Source organism: Mongoliitalea daihaiensis (assembly GCF_021596945.1).
Classification (GTDB): Bacteria; Bacteroidota; Bacteroidia; order Cytophagales; family Cyclobacteriaceae; genus Mongoliitalea; species Mongoliitalea daihaiensis.
Genome location: NZ_CP063779.1, coordinates 3368833 through 3387708 on the forward strand (window position 1 = coordinate 3368833; position 18876 = coordinate 3387708).

Annotated in this window: 6 protein-coding genes; all 6 read right to left on the reverse strand. The window is 40.5% G+C overall.

Annotated elements, in window-relative coordinates:
• Position 1 precedes the first annotated feature (1 nt).
• Positions 2-685 carry a hypothetical protein gene (locus tag IPZ59_RS14295; RefSeq protein ID WP_236136725.1) on the reverse strand — a complete coding sequence of 228 codons (684 nt, stop codon included), beginning with the start codon at positions 683-685 and terminating at the stop codon, positions 2-4.
• A 199-nt stretch (positions 686-884) separates the two neighbouring features.
• Positions 885-1262: a hypothetical protein gene (locus IPZ59_RS14300; RefSeq protein ID WP_236136726.1), complete on the reverse strand. Its 378-nt coding sequence runs from the start codon at positions 1260-1262 to the stop codon at positions 885-887.
• A gap of 3 nt (positions 1263-1265) precedes the next feature.
• Positions 1266-1727: a lysozyme gene (locus IPZ59_RS14305; RefSeq protein WP_236136727.1), complete on the reverse strand. Its 462-nt coding sequence runs from the start codon at positions 1725-1727 to the stop codon at positions 1266-1268.
• A 111-nt stretch (positions 1728-1838) separates the two neighbouring features.
• Positions 1839-5300, reverse strand: coding sequence for a hypothetical protein (locus IPZ59_RS14310; RefSeq protein WP_236136728.1), 3462 nt, complete (start codon positions 5298-5300; stop codon positions 1839-1841).
• Positions 5290-16800: a hypothetical protein gene (locus IPZ59_RS14315; protein ID WP_236136729.1), complete on the reverse strand. Its 11511-nt coding sequence runs from the start codon at positions 16798-16800 to the stop codon at positions 5290-5292. Before IPZ59_RS14315 ends, IPZ59_RS14310 begins: the two co-directional genes overlap by 11 nt.
• A gap of 2 nt (positions 16801-16802) precedes the next feature.
• Entirely contained in the window at positions 16803-18875 is a 2073-nt protein-coding gene (locus IPZ59_RS14320) for a hypothetical protein (protein WP_236136730.1), read from the reverse strand.
• Position 18876 lies beyond the last annotated feature (1 nt).

An 18876-nucleotide genomic window follows, 5' to 3' on the forward strand; every position in this document is an offset into this window, starting at 1 on the left:
GTTAGTGACAGTTACAAGGTTCTTTTTTTGCTTCCGAAGTTCCGCAACGTTGTAAAGCCATGGAAAGGAATTTACCTGCCTGACTATATTCACCAAAACCAAAAGCATAAATAGCTGCAGCATGGTAGATGGTTGTCCAGGAATAATCCTCTATCATCGAACATTTATCGCTACATCCGCAGTCTTGTTTCGCGTAAGCAATAGCCTTTTCACCAATGCAAATCGAAGTGTCTGTGTCTTTGATAAAATGCCCAATAATGAAGTGACTATTGGGGAAGGAGGAAAGATCAAGTATATGACTAAGATTTTCCACAAGCTCCCAGCAGTTAGGTACCAATGGTGAAATGCCTTCTGTTAGGTTCTTGATTGCAACGTAAACTTGATCCTCAAAAACAATCAGACTGTTTTTGCTATATTCTGCCTCCGGATCATAATCTAAAACACCAAGCATCAGGAAATCATACACTCCGTCTTTTGCTTCTTGGAGCGTCCATGATGGAACTGTTTTTGGCCCCCAATCAGTTGTGGCGACATGTTCCTTTCGTTCATGCATCTGGTGGCCATAGAACAAAAATAGATTAAGAGCAGATCTTTCGACTCCATCCGATGGCCAATCGGTCTGATCCGTTACAATGATGTTCTTTCCATCAGGGGAAAGCTGTATCCCTATTTTTAGCTGTGCCATTATTGTCCGTTTAAAAAGGAGCCGTGCTACGGGGTTCGGTTAAAGAGCTATTTGCTGAAATGGTTTTAACCCCGGCACGGACTTATCCTATGATTATAAATTTTCTTCGTTTTTGTCTGCACTAAAATATCCGAGAACAGATGTTAGCGCAGATGTAATCGCTGCAAGAGTGATTACAAATTCTTCAGTAGACATACTATCATTTAGCCACAGTCCCATTAGAACGGCGAGAACGAGCAGGTTTAGTATTGCAATTGCAGTTGTTTTCACATCCTTTTTTTCCATCTTTGAGGAATTCAATTTTTGTCGCCAATACCTGAGTTGTGGTAACAAGCTCGGTAACAGCTTTTGTAAGTTTTTCAAAGTTTCCGTTAGTTTGTTTAGAATTTTCCTTCATTGTTTCATGAAGTTCCGTTTTTATGAGGTTCATTGTTTCCTCATTCCGGGAGACCGTAACTTCAAGCTTTTCAATCTTATCCGCATTCCCTTTATTTAGAAAATAAGCTTCGATCAATCCCCATGCAATTGCAATCAGCAATAAAATGATAGGCCATAATTCAATGATTGTACTCAACATAGCTTATCTAATTACAGGGTTAAAGTATAAGTCAGCTTCTGCGTTTCTGCGTCTAATAAGACCGTTACTCCTTATTCCACCTGCTTTTGTCCAGTTAAGGAATTTCTGCCTGATAGCAGGATCGCTTGGGTTTGCATTTACACGTTTTAAAAGTTGGGAACGCTGAAATCCTCCGAGGCCTACGTTATAGGCGAAACTTACCAATGCGCTGAACTGGTTGCTATTTAACTGAGCTCTTACCAGTCTTGCAACTCCCTGTTCAAATGTTCTGAGGATGTTCGAAAACAATTGATCCGCTCTCTGTTGTGTGATGGTATCTCCTTGCCTCACAGGCGTACCGTCTTCGTATCGGGTATTGCCCCAGCCTATCGTCCATACACGGGCAGGGCAGAGATATGCAGTAAGTCTGCAATTCTCAAAGTGGTGTAAAAGCTGTATACCAGCATTGTTGGTTCTCATTGACATATCCTTATAAATTTATTTCATAAATATAAAAACAAAGCATATTTGAGAACGACCAAAAAAAAGCAACCTCCTCATTAGGGGTTGCTTTAACGTGTTAAAATGATTGTTTTATTACTCAGTAAGGTCTGCTATATCAAAAGCAAAGTCAACAACTCTATGTCCAGGAACAGTACTCCATGCAAGCTTGCCTGACTTTTCAAAATTCAAGTTGGCAAAATTTATCAATGCGCCTGTAAGACCTTCCAAAATACCCATCGAAGGAAAAGGCCTTGAAACCATTCCGATAATTTCAGAAGGGTAGAGCTGAAGGAAAAGCTGCGACTGGAACTTAAGTATGAGTGATCTGATGTACCTTAATGCAGGATCATCTTCTTCTCCCGCTTCAATTCCTGCAGAAGAGACTGCAAGCAAAGAATACATCATCAAATCATATCCCATTTTACGCAGGTTTTCTTGTTGATATGGCTTCAAATCTGATTGACCTCTGTAATGGGCTATCAATTTTTTATAATCGAACAGAAGCTTACCAAAAGTAACATAATAACCTTCTCTAACCTTGCTGTACATATCAGTTCCTTTTGGCTTGAACCTTTCTTGAATGTAATCAAACATCCATGTTTTAAAAAGCATGGCTGCTTTCAGGACTACAATATTATGGTAGTTTCTACGTCCTTCCGGAGTATAGTTACCTTGAACTGACGAAACATAGTAGTTCCATTCTTTGACCTGGTTGATGTTAGGGAAGTTACTCTTGTTTAATACAACAAGTTTTCCGTTTTGATCCACGTCAAATGAGCTCCATTGGTCATCGGTCATTTCCCCAAGGATAGATGTTCCTCTGATAATTACCTCGCCTTTAGACTGCAGGTACATCATTTTGTCTGCTATACCAAAGAAATAATCCTGTTGGTTTTCTATATCGATGTTCGAAAAGGTTTCGATATTGAAATATTCGATAAATGCTTTGGCTTTTGGTGAAAGCTCATGAAGCTTACCGCCAGAGGTCATTCTTTTTAAACCTATGCCAAATTGTTTAAAACCTGATGACCACCCGTATTTTGCGACTTTGGATTTAAGGGATTCATTTAGACCTACACCAAGGTTTAGCAATGATGTTTCGGGCGACAATGCAAGGTAGGCAAGTACGGTACTTGTAATCAACTGGTCCACCATATTGCCGAACATCGTATTGTTGAGTGCTCCGTGTCTAAACCCGAACATATACCTATCGACATAATCCTGAATAAAGGTTCTGACATTCTCAAAATCCTTTGCTCTTCCTGATTTTTGAGCTTTAGAGTCGTAATAGTTTTTTGCTGCCTGAGCAGTAGGCACTAACGGGTTCATGTGCTTTCTGAAAATTAAAGATTCAAAATGCACCATAAATATCCTACCTGCATTGACAGAAAAGTCTGACCTTCCGGCAATAGTCCTGAACGGCATGGTATTGGAGATTGAGAAAGATGCTGCCGCTTGTTTTCTGTGAACTGGATCAATTTCTTTTCCATTTGCTATCCGTTGTTGAATATCTTTAAAAAGGTCTTGGAGAATAAATGGAGCCTTAAGCTTTTCTGTTGTTGTTCTTGCGGGATCTTTGAAATACTCTTTCCATTCGTTCCATGTTTTTGTCTCCCCATTATACTCAACATTATAATCACCGAATAAAGCTGTATTATCAAGGTTTACCATGAACCTCAGGTAAGCTGGAAAAAGTCCTGCCCTGTGGTATGATTCATAGGTATTCATAGATAACTGAGGCATAAATCCTCTATCTGCTGGCTGAGAGTAAGAGGCATCATTAGCCTCCATTAAATGAAGGTTTTGAGTATAGATGTAATCATACAGTGCCACTTTGTTTGCGTAGTGAGGAACACCGTTTGCGGCTCTGTGCTTCATTTTAGCAAATTCTTGCGAGTCTGCCTGCGTTACCAATGCTTTAACTGCAAGCCTTCTCAACACTCTTTCCTTACCCGAAAGAGATCTTTCTTGTGCTTCGCTTATAGTTTTTCCTTTTTGCCTTTGGCTTTGAATACTTTTGATAAAAATAATTCCGTCTTTAATTTCCTTTAGCTGCTTTTGAGTAAAGAATTTTTTCTGTTCAGGTGTAAGGTTTTCTACCATTTGGATTAATTTATCACCTGAATAAATATGATCCTTACCTACTTTCTCATAGATGATTTTTTTAGCATCTTCATCGGTCATGTGGAATCGCTGAATAAGTCTTCCTGTAAAATCTCCTTGCGTGTAACCAGTAAAAGGATCATTTGGATCATTCGGGATAGATTCTCTTTCAAACATCCACTCAAAAGGCTTATTATGTTCGTTTACTCTATGGAAAAGAACATTGGTAATATTTTTCCAAAAGCCTTGTTGCCTGTTTGGGTTTCCTTTCCAGTAATCATTAGCCACAGCTGTCATTAAAGTGTTTAGCCTATCTTTTACCATGTAAGCCTCTTTTTCAGCAAGACCGGTGCTATATGATATTTTGTGGGCGAGTCTCTGCATGACAAGCTGAGAATCGGAAAAATCGTGCAAAGATTTTGTCCATCTATCGACAAGCCAAATGTCTTTTTCTCCTGCTTGCTCATAATCTGAATTACGCTCTTCATGATATTGCAGCTGCTTCTCGATCATTCTAAAAGCCATTTCATCGGCTACTTTGGTGTACAGCTCACCGTAATGGTTTCTAATAAGCTTATGGTCTGAACCTGTCTTTTGGGTCATACGTTTCCAAAGTGCGCCAAGATCTTCGTCTGACATATAATTTTTGCTTGACTTGTCAAGAGCTCCGTCCGCAATCTTGATAATAAGGTCTTCCAAAAATTCCTGCTCGTTCATGTATCGGTCTACCTCGTACATGAAGTATTCTTCATACGTGTACTGCTCACCTGTTTCTGGGTTTTCAAGTCCAGGCGTGGGCATTGGTTGGTCGGGGATAGCTCCTGATAAAATTTGCTCGAACACTTTTAAGTCAGCATCTACAAATATTGCCCGAGGGATGGCATTCCATATCTGGTCAAATTCGAGCTTCATGTTGGCATTTGCCGTTTCATTATAAAAAGAAAAATCCGCCTGACTTTCACTTTGAGGCATGGCATAAGGCGAGCTTCTTTTTGCGATACCATTGCTGACCATGGCAGCTTCCATTTTGTTGAGCAGGCCTGTTTCCAATGCCAGCTCTATGGAAATCCCAGAGGCTAAAAAACCATCAATTTTGGCATTCAGGTTTTCTCTCCATTTGTTGTGGGCTTTAGTGTATTCCCCCGGATGGTACATATTGTAAGGATTAAAAACCACCTCACCGCCCATTGGAGGTTTCATAGTTTCTCCGATAAACCATCTTTGCCCTTTGTTATTTTCATAGTAAGAGTTTTCTTTTAAGATAGGCTCACCGTTGACATCACGTTCGGCATTGCCGTACCATTGGTCAAACTCGTCAAGTTCAACTACCGGAAAATGCATTATCGAAGCAGTACGTTCACCGTACCGCTTCTGTAATACATTGTGCAGGTCTGAAACATTGCCATTTCTGGCCGTTACAAACAAATCGCATGCTTTCATATTAACACTCATTTTTTAAAGTTTTCCATTGCTCGTCTGTATAATCATCGTAAGCTCTTCCTTTCGGATATAAAGCATCGGGATTTTTTCTTGATACTGCGTATCCCTGCGATACCAAGAACTCCTGAACAGCAGGATCAGCTGTTACTGCTACGGCTCCTGCATTAACTATCTGCATAAGATCAGTGTCGGGGCCGATAAAAACAAGTGAATCCTTTGTAACAGTATTCTGCGTTTGCGCTTGTGGCTGAGACTGAGAAACATTATTTTCTTCTACTACAGGAGCTATATACTGTTTGCTTGGCTGTGAATTGACCATTGAAGGTTCATACAGATCAGGCCTAAAAACAGGAGATTGCTCTTCTGTGAATCGGATGTATTCTCTTTCAAATTCAACTGTTTCTTGAGTCTTATTAGAAAAAAACTGAACAGCCTTTTTCTCTCGTGTAACAAACATGACTTTAGGACCTTCCTTGGTCATTAATATCATGCCTTCTTTAGCAGTTGCAGCATTTATAAAGTTTGCAAGATCAGGGTTATCCTCTAACTGCTTTTCTTCAACCTCTATGATCGTCTCATTCTTAGGCCCTAAAGTGATCTTAATACCATCAATGTATTTTGCATTATCATCAGCAGTAACAAGTTGATTGTATTCATCTGTGTTTCTGTAACTAACTTTTTTAGCCGCATTGATTAAATCAGAAGATTTCATCCTTGGGAGTAGTTGCATGTTTCTTTGATAGAACATGCTAACAAAATCACTCATAGGTTCATTGAGGTACATATCAATGAAGTCGTAAGCATTATGGTAATCATCATCGCCCAAGTACAAGGATTCATGGTCGAAACCCTCATTAAGAAATTCTCCAACTCCTCTAAGTGCCATTTCAATTTTATTATCTACACTTATCGGGTTTTTTACATGCCTGCTTAGAAATTTAAAATCAGAATCTACCTCTTTAATAGCACGTGCAGCTATGTCTACTACATGTTTTGGCATAATCTTGGACATACTGAAACCTCCCAGATTAAAACCTTTATTGATAGCCATGTAATAAACAAGTGCATTTTTCACATTTACAGTGTTCCCATTGTATTCAACATTAGGGATCTGCTCAAATGCTTGCCTGATTTCTTCCAGCTCAGTTTCTCCAAAATCTTTCATCACACGGACTTCAAGTTTTGAAAGCTTACCTTTTCCTGAAGCAAGAACTTTTGGGGCCTGATCAGAAACAATAGGCGTCAACAATGACATAAACTTATTTCCTGCAAACAGATGCTCATTGTCCTTGATGATCCTTACAAAGATTTCATTGAACTCGATGGAGGTCAAAGGTTCTCCGTCAAGCAAACGAGAATCAATACCATTCCTTTCAAGGTTCCTGAAAATAATGTTATTGTAAAAATGCTTGTGGAATAAGGCCTTTTCGTCTGCATTCATTCGTTGCATGGCATCGCTATAAAACCCATCAAAGAAATATGAGGCAACAATCATGTTGTCCGCATACATATCCCTCATGAGACTAAAAAGCTCATACTGATAACGATAGGATGGATGGTTGAATATTTCTCCCGACAACTGAGGCTTATTCGAAAAAAAGGCTTTATCTATCTTATCCTTAATTGACTTAAGTTCAAGGAAGTTTTTAGGGTTCTTGGAAAACGACGTGGCCAATGTTCCACCGCTTCTTGTGGTTCTTGAAAGACCTGAGTAATACCCGAACTTTTCAATGATGTTCATTTGGTCAACAATAGCCTTTAAAGCTTCTGCTGCTTTTTTGTTAGGATCAGTTACGCGCGAAGCAAAGACATCGAGTAGATCTTGCGCTGACTTTGCCTCAAGAGCAGATTTTGTTTTGTTTCCGGAAAGGTACATTTCTTCCAGCTTCTCAGCAGATATGTTTCTGAAATCCTGAACAATTCCTGGCCCGTTGATAACACTTTCATATTGGAAGTTAGGATCGAGTTTTTTTGCAAGTCTTTCATAGATCGACAAAAGTATTTTTGTATTGTCTCCATCTTCTCTTTGCGATGTAATAGAGCTTCTTGACTCGGTTAAACGAACAAGGTCTCGAATTCCAGGCTGGTTGATAAACATGAGTGCGTAATCCAATGTAACACCATGAGAAATCATATCCATTAGTACATCACCTGTTACAAGGTTGATATTGTTACGGCCAAGAACCATCAACTTTACGTTATCTGTTGCACCATTGATCAGCTGCACAAAAGAGTCAGTAATCATTTTACCCTCAGAGTCAACGAGCGGATAACCTTTGTTTGCTCCATCTATATTGTATTCACGGAAAAATTCAAATGACTTACTACGCATATCAACCAGCCTAACGCCTGTCTGGCTAAATACAGAGTAGATGCCAAAATAGGATGCCGAAGAACCAATAAATGCCTTACCCACCGAGTTTAGTTTCATCAATTGAAGCTGACGTGCAAACCCCCAATGATCGTGTCTTGGATCAACAGTAGGTTTGTATGTTTCCCGCTGTTCATCGCTTAAAGTCATGTAATGGTCTTTTTGCTTGTCGGAAAGGGAAGCAAATTTTTTCTTATCCTTACCTTTAAGACTTGAAAAGAATTCCGCATGCTTTTCTGACATAGAGAAGTAAATAGCCCTGTCTTCCAATGTGTCGGTAGATACAGGCGTCGTTACCTCATTATAGTTTTTCGGATGGGTGAGTACGTTGAATGCGATATCAAACATTCTGTCCATTTGCTTTTCAAGTCCTCCTGTGTGATGCCAAGTGAAAAGACCGTCCACGTCAAAGTCAAATCCAAGGATAGCAGGCCCTTCTTTTGGAGAAACCAGAACGTTTCCAAGTTCCTGTGGTATTGTGCCAACGATACGTGCAGGAATATTGGAAGCCTTACCTGTGGTCGGGATACGAGTTGATATTAATCGAGTTCCCAATGGCAGTCCGGCATTTTCAGGAACAAGAACATCTGCAGGAAAAATCACTGGTTGACCATCTGCATCTTCAATAATTCCTGTCACATCATTGACAAACCATACACCGTCTTTGACATTAATCCTGAAAGTATCAATATCAACGGTATGGAGTTCATCAACCGTTCTCGGACCTGCCCATTTTAGTTTATGGGTCTGCTGGTTTTCGTTAAAGTATTCTTCAAGCAAAGCTTTTTTCTGTGCTTTTTCCGTCTCTGTCAAGGCAATGGAGTCATATCCGTAATCGGAAAGGTTGACATATTTGTGCCCAGGTTTATTAGGAAGAGAGCCAAGCTTGTTGAAAAGACTTGACATCAGGTTTTGAGCAAGCTCAGCCGTAAAAGGGTGGTCAAGAATATTGGTTTTGTTGTCCTTCAACCATTCAGCAATAGGGGAGGTGTGCGCTCTGGATCCAAGCTCCTCGATTAATTTAGCTTTTACAGCTTCAATACTTGTAAGTGAACCATCTTCAATCGCCTTTTGTAGCTGCCTTCTTAGGATAGTTGCTTCAATCGTGTAGAATTGTAGCATATCCTGAAAGTTCCCATTGTCAGCAAGCTGTTTGTGTATCTGAACACCGCCCGAAATGGTAGAGCCTTCTTCATCTACTGAATGCTCAGGGTCATTCTGCAGACCAAATTTATCAAGGTCAAAATCCTGCGTTGTGTATTGCTCGTCGGTAACAAGGTTGCTATTAGTAATCCCTACTTTTACCCCTGAATTAAATAACCCCATATCCGCACCCGAAGCATAAAACTTACGTGCAAAATCTAACTGGTTCGGGAATTTTTCGTAGTGCGCAGCATTCTTAGGATCATTCGGATCCAAAATAACTGCCGTTGATAATTTCAGATATAAAGGCTTTGCCCTGTCGAGGTCTTTTTCATTGATACCAAACATAACAGGCTTAAAGACTTTTTTAAACCCTGAAAAGTGACCGTATGCTTTTGTCATTTCACGGGCAAACTTTTCGGTTACGTAGCCTTGTGCATCAGTCCTTGTACCCGCAACCGTATTAGTACGGCTGTCGTCTATCTCATACCTTCCTTGATCATTCATTCGAATTACAGGAAGGTCTGAGAATGTCTTGTCACCTCTGTCACCTACATCTTCGAACAATGCAAGTTTTGCAGTAGGACGTCTCCATACACCACGGTAATAAGGAGCCATTGGCCCTGCCATACGCTTGTTTACATCACTGAATCCATCATTACCCTTATAGAAGCCATAGTCTCCCATCAAAAGCTGTGAGAGGTGGAATCTGTTAATTGCATAGGTAGGATAAAACTCGTTGACGTAAATTTCAAACTTACGCTGTTCAAGCTCTTTGCCATAGGTAGCAAGTGCAGAAGGAAGCTCTTCGGTAGCCTTTTGGATAGCTGCTCTTAGGTCTTCAACTTCGGCAACAAGTTCATCTGCATTTTCCTGTCTGGAAAGCATATAGCTTTCTTTGCGAGAAAGCTCCGATTCAAGCTTTTGAAGCGCAATCCTTGGGTCTTTTGCTTTAACAAATCCATCGTTTACTGGAATGTTCAAACCTTTGGAAACCATTTCATTGTAATGCTGCTCAGCTTCTTGCCTGATTTTGGAAGCAATGTTTTTGGCAGCAGTCTGAAAATCGTAAACTGTTTTACCACTGGCATCTTTGGTTTCGTTTACAGGGAACCCATAAAAATAAAGTCCTTTGTTGAATATCCTGCCCGGCAAGTACATCGTCTGTCCGTTACGCTCGACTGTTTCATAGTGAACGCCTTTGATCAACGAATTTAAAGCACTCGGCTTCTTGAGCTTTCTTGGCTCTGTCGCAGAACCAAAATCTTTCCCAAATGCAAAACGGACTTCTTTTTCCTCTCTTTTGAACTTTTCAAGTTCGTAGGTTAGGATATTGGTAATCTCCCCTTCAAGTTCGTTTGATGCAATCCTTTCAAGGTTAAAGCCGTATAGTGTAGGCTTATCGGAAGGGATATCCGATATATGGACATACTGGTTGTTGTAATCGTAGTAAGCAACAAATCCAGCAAGATTGGCAAATGCAAAATCAACCTCTGTGGATTCCGAATAGGTAGTTCCTTGATCCATGTTACGCACACCCGACATGATCACGTCAATAGGCTTTCCGTGGCTTTTGGCAATGGTACGAAGAACCCTGTTACGTTTCCATGCTTCCATGGTGAGCATTCTTGTTCTACGGCCGTTTTTGTCAAAAGAAAGGTCTTCCATCATTTGGTCAAGTCCTGACTTTACTTTGGTAGAAAAACGCTTTTGACCCTTCGGATCAAAGTAAAATTCATCCGATTGGTTGACCGTATTGTGGAACAGAAGTGTATCGGCCATCCTTCTTGTTTCTGCCGTCTCAAAAGAACTGATGTTTTTTCCTGAAAGTCCGTTGAAGAAGTTTGAATGGACAAAGAATGCGTTCTGAAACAGCAATGCAAGGGTAGGGAAGTCTCCCTTATTTCCACTCGCTTTTGAACCAAACATTTTCTTGTGCTCAAAATTGGTTGTGGAATAGGTGTATGCCTTGCTCCTTATTTCCTCTGCATAGCGGTTTTTTCTGTTCCTGTGCTCAATCTGCATCTGATTGATCAGCTGAACGTCAGGCTGAACAGGTGTGAACCCTTGGGGATCGGCTTCTTGAAGTCTCTTATTCTGGATTTCAATATCCATCAGGTACCTGTCCAAGTCTTCCTGATGCTCGGAATCCATCTGATTCAACGTAAGGTTAAGAGCTTCTTCGCTAAAGCCCGGATATCTCGCAGTCATCGAACGCGGGATTTCAACTCCAAGAACAGCGTAGAATGCATGAACAAAATCTTCCACCTCAGCAACCATGTCGTCGGTAGCAAAAGTCATGAAATAATCGTTCAGACCGCTTCCTTTCAGAAGGGAATCCATCAACGTGTTTTTGCCTTGCTGATACTCAGGGGCAGCAAAGTTTTGAATCTTGTTGAAGAACTTAAATACCTGCTCCTGTGAAATTTGACGGCCAGTAAGCTCAAAGTATTTATCTGCTACTTCTTGTCTAAATCCTTCGATACCTATTCCTTCTGCTTTTATACGGTTGAAGGTGTCCTCAATCTTTTTGAGTATAGCAGCATGGTTTTCGTCCTTCATCTTTTTTCTGCCATTGAAGTAGACGAATGCACCGCCGTTTTCATTTGGCATCATGGTTACAGAATCTACCCTTCTTTGCGACCCAAAAGCAGTAAACAAGGAGTTTGCACCCATAAAGCTCACCACACCGTCAAAGTTGGCATTTGGAGCTGTATAATAATTATACAAAGCCGTTGCTGTACGGATGATTTCATCTTTACTAAGTTCGGACTTGTTACCGTTGATGTCTGTAAATTCCCCTTTCCATGCGATTTCAAAAAGCTTTTGACGAATTTGAACTGCGCTATCTGATTCTTCGGCAACCGCCTTAACCATTTCATTGGCGAAAATTGGATTAACCTTATTGCCCTTTAAATCAGTAATGTTAAGCGCATTAGTATTGACAATTGGTCTTGAATAATAGTTATGCAATGCTTTAGCAATTTGCTGCTCTCGCTTTGTTAGATTTTCATCTGAACGTAACCTGAACATATTCTCAACCATTTGATCATAGGAAGACGCATTCCTTGTTGCTTGGAAAAGAATGTTTTTTGCATCCCTGAATTCAAGCATTTGATTTTTACCTGTTTCAGGATTGTGGTAGTGCAGGTGTTCGATCTGCGCTTTGGTGATACCAAAAACAGTGCTTTCAGGATTTAATCCTTCTCCTGACCAATCTTGTCTGATTCCTTTGGAAGCTTCTTTAAGGTACTGCTCGTAGGAATTGAATCCAATTACATCTTCAAAGAACACATCAAATTTATCCTGTGCGTTTTCACCGGTAAAGCCAAGTTGTCTTGCAATTTCCCGCTGTTGTTCGCTAAACTCACTACCTGTAAATAATTCCTGCGAAGAATTTACTAACCCAAGAAACGAGTTTAAAAGCTGTTCATGCGAGTAAATACCCGACATGGCTTTGTATCGGATCGTGTTTTTTATCTTATCACGGACATACCAGATCCGCTCCTGGAACGGGTCTCTTTTTTCAAGGTCGTTGTAAAAAGAAAACTCAGGCTCGATTACAGACTCATACAGGTCTTGATTGTACTGTCTGTTTAGCTTTTGAGCTTCATCCAAACTCAGAACCCTTGAAAGATCAGCTCTCATGTTTTCGTCCTGAGAAGTGATGGTATCAATGGTATCTGCTGCAACAATGTTCTCCCTTGGAACGCGTACACGGTCACTGGCATAGTTAAATTCTACCCTTGGCATAAAACCCATGCCGCCTTTATTGTCAAGGATTTCAAAACCTCTGGCCAACAAATCTGCTTCATGAGCTTCGTTATCTTTGTAGCTCAACACTCTTTTAATACCAGAATCAGGATTTCCTGGCTCATTGTAAATTACAAACGCCTTCGATCCCGGACTTCCTTTTATCCTGTTGACATTTACAGGGATATAGGCATTTCCTTTAAGCAAACGTGCAAGTCTTGGTTTAGCAAGGTCTGGGGCAAAACCGATGACTCCTTTTGTTCCGTCAGCAAATGTATAGACAATCTGTACTTCACCCTGAACACGGTTTTCACCGATGCCAAAAAATTTGCTGTTGTTGAGCTGCAGGAATGTTTCTCCTGTAAAGCCTTCACGCATGGCCTTCATAAAATTATCAGTCATTTCCCTTGCCTGTCTGGACTCCATATTGTTGTCGTTTTCAGGGAGGAAGTCTGCAAAGGCGTGGTGTTTTTTTAGCGAGCTTGAAGCATTAGGGTTGAATGTATTGGTATTTAGATTTTCCTTTACTCCATAACGGTTAAAAAACTGTCGTCTGGTAACAGTTCTGTCTCCATCTTTTTCTTGCCAAGTAAAGAGAAATGAGTCAGTAGCTCCAAAGTAAATGATCTTAAGAGTCTTCATAGAAAGACCGTCCTCACCGTCCTTTAGGAGTTCTTGAATCACAAAGTCCTCCATCCTTGCTTCAAACTGCCTGATCTGGCTTTCTGTCATCTTGTAGCCAAGCTCACTCATACGGTGAACAATGCTCAATGGCACGTATTCCCAGCTGTAATAAGTGTCTTCATTATCTATAACCACAGAAGGGTTAAACATAGATAAGTCCGAACTTGTGGCACTAAGCATCGGCTCAGTAACAAAATACTTGTTTGTCTCAATGAAGTTGGCAGATTCCAAAGCTTCAGATAAAAGTGTTCTCCTGTCCGGATTGAACATGGAAGCAAAAGAATTGAAAACGCCCTTGAACAGATCAACAACTTCTTTGAGAACAGTACGCACAGAAGTCTTTTCAAATCGTTCGTACCCGTACTTTTGCTTGACTGTATTCTTGTTCTTTTTTGCATTCAGATCATAACTATCGAGCAACACTTGGAAATCTTTGTTAGACAAAGCTTCTGCAAAAAACTCTTTTACCAACGTGTTTGACTGAAACAAACGCTGATCAGGAGATAAAGAAAGATGGTCATTAAGTATTTTCGAAAAGAAGTAAAGGTCTTTTGATTTGCCTTTATTGCCGAGTTCAGTACCAACAAGATCAATTAAGTTCAGGATCCTTTCGAAAAGCAATGCATCCTGTGATTTCATCTTAGGATTTTGTGTATACCTTAGATATGCAGCATGCATTTTGTTGATGGCCACATCAAAGAGACTGTGCGTGACCTCGTGTACAAGCTTGTGGAAAAGATCGTCCTGTAAACGCTGTAATTCATCAGCTTCCTGTTTGTTCAGCCCTTCTGTATGTTTTCTTACTATAAGATCAGTCATTCTTAAACGACTGAAAGAAATAAACACCGTACCGCTTCTTGCTTCATGGAAACCTCTGGCAGTATCTCCGACAGGTGTGTTTCCCGGGATGAAGGTCAAGGGCTTTGCGCTTTTGGATATCATATCCTCCAAAGCCTTTCTTTTTTCCTCGTTTTCAATGAAGCTTAAAATATCATCTTCATGATTTAAAGAATGAAGAACAGTTTCAGTTACCCCGAACAATCTGCCGCTTTCAACCAAGGTCATCATTTCAACCATTTGACGGTTGATAGGATCAAGTTCTTTAAGCCCCTTACCATACATGGAGCGTGCTTTTTCGTCTGCTTTTTGCTGAAAGGCATCGCTTTTTCTGATATCATCTATTTCTCGCAACTGCATAGAACGTCCTACATAATTCTGAGGATTATTAGATGAATCACGTAATTCCCGTGTATTTAACGGTATAAGCTCTTCGCTAATGCCCAAAGTTTCGGTGAGAAGTTTTCTATAATTATCAGAAGTAAAACTTTTATGTAGATAAAGCCTGCTCGCCAAAAGGTCTTCCGAAATTTTACTGAGCATTTCATCCGACTTATCACCAAAAAAAGTTTTAAAATTACCGCTTAGAATACTGTTTAAAATAAACTCAACCTCAGTTGTGTTCCTGGCAAAAAATGTGGTACTCCGCTCTTCTTCTGTCAGACTGGTAAATCTTTTAGAAAGCTCATGCAATGAACTGAGGGAAACTTCCGGTTCGATAAATCTGCTAAAATCACTGTCACGCTGAGCAGCTGACCGCTGTTGATTTTTCTCTATCGCATCGTTTCTTTCCTTGATGTAGGTTTCCGATTTGTATTTGGCTATATTTTCGTTGATCAATTTCAACGTGCTCTCATAGCGTTCGATTTTGACCTTTGCTTCTTCTGCCTGTTGAAAAGTCTGGTTAACAGGTTGGTCGGGATTTTGCGCAAGCTTGTCAAGCTCTTTGTCCCGCATCATTTCAGTCTGCGCTTTCATCCCGAACAAAGTGGTAAATTCTTGCTGCAGTTCTTTTGACCTGCTGTAACCCCTCATATTGGCATATACTTGGGCATGCGTATCGTAGGCAGCAATCTTGGTGGATACCTCTTTGTACATTTCAGCGTAACGTTCGTCGCTTATTTTGCCTTGAGCTCTCAACGTTTTGATTTCTTCGAGTACAGTCTGACCATCCCCGTCAAAAATCATCTTGTCCATGAAAGAGCTGTCACCCTGCTTTTTGGTAATAATAGAGTTCATGGCCGTAAATGGAGCTGTACCAAATGCACCAAAAAAACCTGCTTCCAAAATTTCGCCCAAATTAAACCCTGTCTCCTCAAATCTACCCTCATTTACATCCCTGTCTTTCCCGAACAATAGGTCATGGAAAGTACGGCCCGACTGCTCGACAATTGTCTGTGCCACTTCTTCGGAAGCTTCACCTATGGCAGCTTTGAATGCAGAAGATCCACCTGCTCTAATAGCACTGAATAAGTTTTTTGCGCTCAACCGCAAAGCTTCATCAGTTACGTTCCCACTAACTTCTCTCAATAATTGACGAGAAAGGTACTTACTCGACATACCCATCATCATACGATCAAAATCCACGTTGAAAGTGGTTTCGATCAAGGTGTTTAAGGCACCTACTGTAAGAGAAAAAATGAAGGCTTCATCATCACTTAATCCAGCCCGCCTTGCATCACTATGGGCATAGCCTACGCCTACGATAGCACTTCCTCCGATACGGGCAATATTTTCTGCCATCTTTCTCTTGGCAAGACTTTTGGCAGCACCTCCAGGGATGGCTTTTAAGGCAGCCATACTAACAAGATTTGCTCCACGCCCAATTACACCAAACTGTGTCTGTGATGCCAAAGCCTGCCCAAGACCTGCTCCGAGCCAGTCAAGGGAAGTCCAGCTTTCAGAAGATGAAGCCGAAGCGATATAGTTTTCACGTTCACTTCTGTCAAGCATCGCTTGATGTAATGCATGTAAACCACCAAATTCACCTCCCCGTAATCCAGGTGCACGGCCAATAAAACTTAAAGCACTGACTAATACTTCATCCGTTGAACCGATTGTATTCAAATAACCTTTGGCTAATGATTTTATGAAGCCGTCTTCCTGTGACTGATAACCGTACTTTTGTGTTACTGCAATATTGCGTTCTTGAAACTCCTTTAGTGTCCCCTGAACTTCTTTTAAGATAGGCTGTTTTGTCTCTGGGTGAAGAGAGGGGATAAGCATCCTGTACTTAGTAGTCGGATCAAGTTTGTTGACATAATTCTGAGTCATTTGACCAAGGGTTTCAAGACCCAGTATACCAGAAGTTTTTTCGACTATCCCATCTTTTTCAGAATACATAGGCTTGAGATAAACCATTCCGCTTGCACCGAATAGCTTTCCGTCTCCGGTTCTAAAGCCTGAAAAATCAAGGTCATCTATTTCTCCGTCTACGTTAATGTATTTTCCTGAACGGTTACTGTTCTCAGCAGCAGATTTAAGATCAAGCTCCAAAGCAGTAGCTCCCTGTGGTGTTCTGTAATCGTAAACAGTTTCTCTCCGTGGTTTTACCGGAAGAGTATCGGTAGGGATTTCTGTTCCTGCCAAAGCTCCCGTAAACATCTTGGAAGTAGAAGATGAATTCAGGTTATTATTATTCAAATCAGTTATAACCTCGTCCAAATTTTTTTCAACGAGATTCCCATTTTCATCAAGATCGAACAGTTTTCTACCGTCTGCCATCGTTAATTAATGTTGTTTAAAGTTTTACTTGCCTTGATTGTGTTGTTGATAAATGTTCTGGATTTTAGAACCTTATCAACTTCTGCCACATTTGCGTATGAATTTATCGTTTTATTGATATAATTCAAAGATTCATTGATATCAAATCCCGGAACAGAGCCTGGATCAATAACATTCTCGTAGTGGTTGATAATAATATTTGAATTTTCCGCAAACTGCTTTTTGGCTTCCAAAAGCCTTCTTTTTTCATCTTCTGTTTTAGGCTCGATAGCGTTGAGCTGTTCTTTGTGCGTATTGAGTGCACCCAAGACACCTTTCATTATTTCTTTACCTTCTTTATTTAATCTTAGCGTTCTTTTGTCAAAGTAGTTTTCTTCTTTGTATTCCAGAGACCACTCAGATACTCCGAATTTTTGGGTTGTGGAAATTCTGTCCAAAGGCTTAAATACATGGGTCAGATAATCTGCATCCCTACTGTCTTTATCGTTATAAGCCCTGAACTTTTCAAAGGCAATAGGTCTAACTTCCAGTATTTTACCATCAGAGGTCGCATATCCTTTTTTGAGCTGTCCATCAACTTCAAATTCCACTTCTTCAATCTGGTCAACATTTCCTTTTCCAAAAAACCTGGCTGTTACGGCATGGGTAATCATTCTGTCAACAAGGTTGTTTTCGAATTGATCTGGAACATAGGTCTGAACTCCATCAACTACTTTAAGCTTGTATGTTTGTCCTGTGGTAATAGGTAAAATAAAATCCCCTTCTTTTTTTACACCGTAAAATGTTTTCGGATTCCGAATCAGATCACCGTCCTCTTTAGATGATTTTGCATCTTTATTATAAAAATAAACATCTTGAAACGTTCTGTACTTAAACTCTCTTTCCGAATCGTATGGTTCTGCTGATTTGTACCAGATAGGAACTTCTAACATTTCCTTTGATCCGCCATCCCACAATAGCAAACCGTCCCGCATTCGTGCGGTAGCATTTACTCTGAGCAAAGCAGGAGGCTCTGTGCTTCCTATTCTTTGCAGTACCTCGCCTGAAATAATATTGTTGCGTTCGTTAACATCTTCTTCTGACAATGCTCTGATCTCTGCTTCCCCTTGTAGGAAATCTGTAAAGAACTTATTAAAACCTGCCTCAGTTGGGTTATCAGTTGTTAGCATGTAATGGGAGAGGAGAGCATCCCTGGACTGCTGAGAAAGAGAGTTCATAGTTTGCTGAACTGCTGCTGAAATTTGAACGTAATTATTTTTTAAAGAACTTTCAAGCTGTCTAAAGACTGCAACACCGCTTTTATCTGCTATATCGGAAAAATCGATATTACCCATTTTAGAATGAGCAACGTTCTTAAATACCTTGTCGATTTCATCCTTTGCATCCCTAAGCGTAACTCGTGAAGAGAAGGTAGGCAGATTGGTGAACCTTTCCGAAACATTGTTGTGTAAATGATTCCAAAGGTCTTTGGATTGACCGTAAACAAAATAATTTCCCGCGTTTTCAGGACTTTGCAAAAAGCTATTGAGCTTATAGAACGGTATCATCTTAATGTCGTCAGGATTATCCCTGCTGACAACGGGAACCATTCCATTGGAAACATAGAACTCTTCCCCAAGGCCTTTGGCCAATGCAGCCTCCCAGTCTCCTTTAGACTCCTTGTACCGCTGGTGATGATAAGTAAACCTTCCCGCATCTATTTCGCTTTTTAGGGCATTGAATTCTTGCCTTGCTTCAGGTGAAAAAGCAAAGTCAGGATCTTGATTCATTTGCTGCATGTAGCTTGCCAAACGATTACTGATCCTTGATTTTAGACTTTCTCGAACACCTCCAAACATTTCAAGTTCATCGAGCTTTTTTGTTAGCTCAGAAACATCAGGGGTACGCTCTTTTCTCAGAGCTTCAAGCTGCGCCAAAGCCTGTTGTTTGGATTGTTCTACGAACATGGCACCTTCAACGTCAGGAAGTTCTTGCTGGGTTGGTATATACTGCAAACCCAGACCTAAGCCTGGGTTGTTCAATATGCTGCTCGTTCGCCCTCCTCCGGCAAACTTTCTCTTTCTATAAATCGGCATA

What these genes read in the sequence shown, in the direction of transcription:
- IPZ59_RS14295 (WP_236136725.1), bottom strand. Translation starts at nt 685, where the DNA reads ATGGCACAGCTAAAAATAGGGATACAGCTTTCCCCTGATGGAAAGAAC.
- IPZ59_RS14315 (WP_236136729.1), bottom strand. Translation starts at nt 16,800, where the DNA reads ATGGCAGACGGTAGAAAACTGTTCGATCTTGATGAAAATGGGAATCTC.
- IPZ59_RS14310 (WP_236136728.1), bottom strand. Translation starts at nt 5,300, where the DNA reads ATGAGTGTTAATATGAAAGCATGCGATTTGTTTGTAACGGCCAGAAAT.
- IPZ59_RS14320 (WP_236136730.1), bottom strand. Translation starts at nt 18,875, where the DNA reads ATGCCGATTTATAGAAAGAGAAAGTTTGCCGGAGGAGGGCGAACGAGC.
- IPZ59_RS14305 (WP_236136727.1), bottom strand. Translation starts at nt 1,727, where the DNA reads ATGTCAATGAGAACCAACAATGCTGGTATACAGCTTTTACACCACTTT.
- IPZ59_RS14300 (WP_236136726.1), bottom strand. Translation starts at nt 1,262, where the DNA reads ATGTTGAGTACAATCATTGAATTATGGCCTATCATTTTATTGCTGATT.